This is a genomic window from Phenylobacterium sp., assembly GCF_046590535.1.
Classification (GTDB): Bacteria; Pseudomonadota; Alphaproteobacteria; order Caulobacterales; family Caulobacteraceae; genus Phenylobacterium.
The window spans coordinates 1-4570 of sequence record NZ_JBKJTG010000002.1 but is presented as its reverse complement, the minus strand read 5'-3'; the positions used below and the strand labels follow the sequence as shown (position 1 = coordinate 4570).

The following is a 4570-nucleotide window of genomic DNA, read 5'->3' as shown; positions in this document are numbered from 1 at the left end:
ACGGTGAACTCGGTTTGCTCTTCGACAACTTCGGCAGGCGCGGCGGCGCCACCACCGGTGGCGGCGGCAATCGCCACCGGGGCGGCGGCGGAAACGCCCCACTTTTCTTCCAGCAGTTTGGACAGCTCAGAGGCTTCCAGGACGGTCAGGGTGGAGAGGTCGTCCACCAGTTTTTCGAGCTTGGACATGGGTTGGTTCCTTGGAGTTAGTTGTTGGCGAGGAAGATGACGATCAGGCGGCGTCTTTGGCGGCGTAGGCCGCGAAGACCCGCGCGAGCTGGCTCGCCGGGGCCTGCAGCACGCCAGCGATCTTGGTCGCAGGCGCCTGGAGGAGGCCGATAAGCTTGGCGCGGAGCTGGTCGAGCGACGGCAAGACGGCGAGCGCCTTGATCGAAGCCTGGTCCAGCACCTCTTGACCCATGAGGCCGCCGACAACGGTGAACTTCTCGTTGTCCTTGGCATACTGGGTCGCGACCTTGGCGGCGGACACCGGGTCCGGGCCGAAGGCGATGGCGACCGGGCCCTTGAAGAGGGCGTCGCCCGCTTCGCCGACCGAACCGTCCAGGGCCTTCGTGGCCAGGGTGTTCTTCACCACCTTCAACTGGGCGCCCTGCTCACGCAGACGGCCCCGCAGATCGGTCATTTCCGCAACGGTCAGACCCATGTAGTGGGTCACGACCACGGCGCCGGCGCCGGCGAAATCGCTTCTTAGCGTCTCGATGGCTTCCTGCTTTTGAGCGCGGTCCATTGCGGTCTCCATACTCAGGTTCGACGCGCGCAGGAGCGCGCACGCCGGATGGTCAACCTGTCCGAAAGAGAAGCCGCAGCCGCGCTGCCCATCCTGCAAAGGAGGGTGCGGAGCCTCATCTTCCCGTCTCCCTGCGACCAAGGACGGGCCCGTCCTCGCGTTCCGGTCCCCGGTGACCCCGGGGTCTGCGCAGTTCTTGGACAGGATCAGGAAGCGCGAACGCTTCCTGTCCACGCCGCACCCGAAGGCGCGACGAAACACTAGAAGGCGCGGCCTTTACACGCTTGGCCGGGCGAATTCAATGCCCGGTCTCCTGGACGAACCGCAGGATCAGTCCATCCCATCGCGTGTCGGCCCGATCATAGGTCTCGACACCTTCCGTCGTGGCCACCACCCGGCGCCAGAACGCCTGGGCCGCCAGGTTGGTGCGCGTCACCGCGATCTCCCACTGACCGGGGCGTTCGCAGATGACGGCCGCCGCCGCCGCGTGGCCGACGCCAAGCCTGCGATACTTCCGAGCCACGAAGAACTCCGCCATGCTGAAGTCAGTCGCCAGCCGTGAGTGCGCGAAGGTGTTGACCAGCGCAAACCCTGCCACCTGCCCATCGGCGCGGATCAGCAAGGCCGAGCGATCCGCCTCGGTCCAATAGCTGTCCAGAAAGGGATAGGGTTCGAAGCGGCCGTCCTCGCCCAGGCCACCCTCCGGGTGGCCGGCCCAGTGTTCCGAGAAGTCGTGCGTATAGAGCTGAAAGAGGTTGGCGAGGGTGACCCGCGTTCCGCACCCACGGCCTCCAGTTCGACCCGAGGCACGGCCATCCCTCCCCACGAAAAAGGGAGTAGCTTGGCGGCTACTCCCCTGATCTTCGACGATCTGCGCGACCGCTTACACGGTCCCGAAGGAACCGGCGTCCACCTTGAAGCCCGGGCCCATCGTCGACGAGAGGCTGATCTTCTTGATGTAGACACCCTTCGCGCCCGAGGGCTTGGCCTTGTTCAGCGCGTCGACCAGGGCGCGCACGTTGGCGAGCAGTTGGTCGTCGGTGAAGCTCACCTTGCCGATGCCGGCGTGGATGATGCCGGTCTTCTCGGTTCGGAACTCGATAGCCCCGCCCTTGGCGTCCTTCACGGCCTGGCCGACGTTGGGCGTCACCGTGCCAACCCGCGGGTTCGGCATCAGGCCACGGGGGCCGAGCACCTTACCCAGACGACCCACCAGGGCCATCATGTCGGGGGTGGCGATCACCCGGTCGAACTCCATGAAGCCGCCCTGGATGCGCTCTACCAGCTCCTCGGCGCCGACGATGTCGGCCCCGGCGGCGGTGGCTTCGTCCGCCTTGGCGTCCTTGGCGATGACCGCGACGCGGACATCACGGCCGGTGCCCGAGGGCAGGGAGACTACGCCGCGAACCTGTTGGTCGGCGTGGCGCGGGTCGACGCCGAGGTTGACGGCGATCTCGACGCTTTCGTCGAACTTGGCGGTGGCGTTGGCCTTCACCAGCTTGACGGCGTCCTCGACCGCGTGAGCCGCCGTGCGGTCGCCGGTCCAGGCCTTGATGCGCTTGGTTTGCTTTGTCATGACCTAGCGCTCCACGATCTCAAGACCCATCGAACGGGCGGAGCCCTCGATGATCTTGGCGGCGGCCTCGACGTCATTGGCGTTGAGGTCCTTCATCTTCTTCTCGGCGATCTCGCGTAGCTGGGTGCGGGTGATCTTGCCCACGGTCTCGCGGCCGGTGGTCTTGGCCCCCGACTTGAGGCCCACGGCCTGCTTGATGAAGAAGGTCGCCGGCGGCGTCTTAGTCACGAAAGTAAACGACTTGTCCTGATAGACGGTGATCACCGTCGGCAGGGGCGTCCCCTTGGCTTCCTTCTCGGTGCGGGCGTTGAATTCCTTGCAGAAGCCCATGATGTTGACCCCGCGCTGACCCAGCGCCGGCCCGATGGGCGGCGAAGGCGTGGCGGCGCCGGCGGGCACCTGCAGTTTGATATAGCCCAAGATCTTCTTGGCCATCTTTGCTCCTCTGTGACCGGAGAGCCCGGTCGGTTGAGCCGTGGTGCGGGGTATGGCTGACCAGCCCCTCCCACGGATTTCAAACCCTCAGCTACGCGAGGGCGGGCACTCGCGTCAGGAGGTTTTCTCCACCTGCGCGTACTCGAGCTCGACCGGCGTGGCGCGTCCGAAGATGGACACCGTCACGCGCAGGCGGGCGCGTTCCTCGTCGACCTGTTCGACCGAGCCGTTGAAGCTGGCGAACGGGCCGTCCGTAACCCGGACCTGCTCGCCGATCTCGAACTGGATAGTCGGCTTCGGCCGCTCCACCCCCTCTTCGATGGCGCCGATGATCCGGGCGACTTCCTTTTCCGAAACCGGCATCGGCTTGGAGCCGGAGCCCAGGAAGCCGGTGACCTTCGGGGTGTTCTTGATGAGGTGATAGGCCTCGTCGGTGAGCTCCATCTTCACCAGCACGTAGCCGGGGAAAAACTTGCGCTCGGCGTTGACCTTCCGGCCGCGGCGGATCTCCACCACGTCCTCGGTGGGCACCAGGATATCGGAGAAGTGCTCGTCCAGACCCTGGGTGCGCGCCTGCTCACGGATGGACTCAGCCACCTTCTTCTCGAAGTTCGAGTAGGCGTGGACGATGTACCACTTGTGGCGCGGGTTGGCGGCGACGGTTTCTGCGGCTTCGGACATGACTTACCCAGCGTTCGCCAGCTTGAGGACCAGGTTGACCCCGACGCGGAGGACGAAGTCCACCACGGAGAAGAACCCGGCGGCCAGCAGCACCATGATCGCCACCATGACGGAGGTGATCCAGGTTTCCTTGCGGCTGGTCCAGGTGATCTTGCGCCCCTCGGCGCGGACCTCGCGGAAGAACTGGCCCGCGCTGGTCTTCTTCTTCGGCGGCGGCTGAGCCACCGCAGACGACGAGCCCATCGCCACCGCCGTCTTGGCGGCGCGGTGCCTGATCGCGCTCGGGTTGGTTCCCGGTTTCCTGGCCATGCGGCTCTTCAAACTCTTCCAGATGGGGCCGCGCATCATCGCGCCCCGGTTACATAGTCACTCGATCCGGCTGGCAGGAGTGGAGGGACTCGAACCCCCGGCCCTCGGTTTTGGAGACCGATGCTCTACCAGCTGAGCTACACTCCTAAGCGCAAGCCCGACAGGAAGGCCCGGCTCCCAGAACAATGAACAGCGCGCCGGAAAGCGGTTAAGCCTGCCGGCGCGCGCGGCTCATCGCCGGAGCCGGGTCGTTTAGCAGGGGCGCACCGCCCGGGCAAGCGGATCGAAAGCCGCCCTCAACCCGTTCCGCAGGGGCAAAACCCCAAGCCGAAAAAGGGCTCCGCGATGCCGCATCGGACCGACCAGCAACTGAACCGCGACGACGAGCAGAGGTCCGGCAGTCCGCCGCGGTCGGCCTATGAGCCCATCGGCTCGGAGGCCTCCACGCAGACGCCGAAGGCCGCCACCGATCCCGGCACCGGTGAGCCGAAGAAGACCCCGCCGGCGCCCAATCGCTCGGATGTCGATCAGACTGACGGGGCCTGAGGCCTACTTGACGATTTTGGTGACCACGCCGGAGCCAACGGTGCGACCGCCTTCGCGGATGGCGAAGCGCAGGCCCTGGTCCATGGCGATCGGGGTGATCAACTCCACGGTGATCTCCGTGTTGTCACCCGGCATGATCATTTCCACGCCTTCCTTCAACTTGATGATCCCGGTCACGTCGGTGGTCCGGAAGTAGAACTGAGGACGGTAGTTGGTGAAGAACGGCGTGTGACGGCCACCCTCCTCCTTGGTCAGGATATAGGCTTCCGCCGTGAA

Annotated in this window: 7 protein-coding genes, 1 tRNA gene and 2 pseudogenes; 1 reads left to right on the top strand and 9 read right to left on the bottom strand. The window is 65.6% G+C overall.

From position 1 onward, the window contains the following. The 8 genes and pseudogenes from ACLL81_RS00075 to ACLL81_RS00040 all read right to left on the bottom strand — a co-directional run. Window positions 1–188, bottom strand: a pseudogene (locus ACLL81_RS00075) (50S ribosomal protein L7/L12); the annotation flags it as partial. Window positions 189–231: 43 nt separating this feature from the next. Continuing rightward, on the bottom strand, window positions 232–747 hold the full coding sequence (gene rplJ / locus ACLL81_RS00070; RefSeq protein WP_411286307.1) for a 50S ribosomal protein L10: 516 nt from the start codon (window positions 745–747) through the stop codon (window positions 232–234). Between the two features lie 298 nt (window positions 748–1045). Further along, window positions 1046–1573 (bottom strand): GNAT family N-acetyltransferase, encoded by a 528-nt coding sequence (locus ACLL81_RS00065; RefSeq protein ID WP_411286306.1) that lies wholly within the window; start codon window positions 1571–1573, stop codon window positions 1046–1048. Window positions 1574–1630: 57 nt separating this feature from the next. Next, a complete protein-coding gene (gene rplA / locus ACLL81_RS00060) occupies window positions 1631–2323 on the bottom strand; it encodes a 50S ribosomal protein L1 (protein ID WP_411286305.1) in 693 nt (230 codons plus the stop codon). Window positions 2324–2326: 3 nt separating this feature from the next. Further along, complete coding sequence (gene rplK, locus ACLL81_RS00055) at window positions 2327–2758, bottom strand: 50S ribosomal protein L11 (RefSeq protein WP_411286304.1); 432 nt, start codon at window positions 2756–2758, stop codon at window positions 2327–2329. Between the two features lie 114 nt (window positions 2759–2872). Next, window positions 2873–3439 carry a transcription termination/antitermination protein NusG gene (nusG, locus tag ACLL81_RS00050; RefSeq protein ID WP_411286303.1) on the bottom strand — a complete coding sequence of 189 codons (567 nt, stop codon included), beginning with the start codon at window positions 3437–3439 and terminating at the stop codon, window positions 2873–2875. A 3-nt stretch (window positions 3440–3442) separates the two neighbouring features. After that, complete coding sequence (gene secE / locus ACLL81_RS00045; RefSeq protein ID WP_411286302.1) at window positions 3443–3748, bottom strand: preprotein translocase subunit SecE; 306 nt, start codon at window positions 3746–3748, stop codon at window positions 3443–3445. A 71-nt stretch (window positions 3749–3819) separates the two neighbouring features. Further along, window positions 3820–3895, bottom strand: a tRNA-Trp gene (locus ACLL81_RS00040). A gap of 198 nt (window positions 3896–4093) precedes the next feature. Here ACLL81_RS00040 and ACLL81_RS00035 point away from each other — a divergent pair. Then, a complete protein-coding gene (locus ACLL81_RS00035) occupies window positions 4094–4294 on the top strand; it encodes a hypothetical protein (protein WP_411286301.1) in 201 nt (66 codons plus the stop codon). Window positions 4295–4297: 3 nt separating this feature from the next. On the opposite strand, the pseudogene tuf reads toward ACLL81_RS00035, so the two are convergent. Continuing rightward, a pseudogene (gene tuf, locus ACLL81_RS00030) lies at window positions 4298–4570 on the bottom strand (elongation factor Tu); the annotation flags it as partial.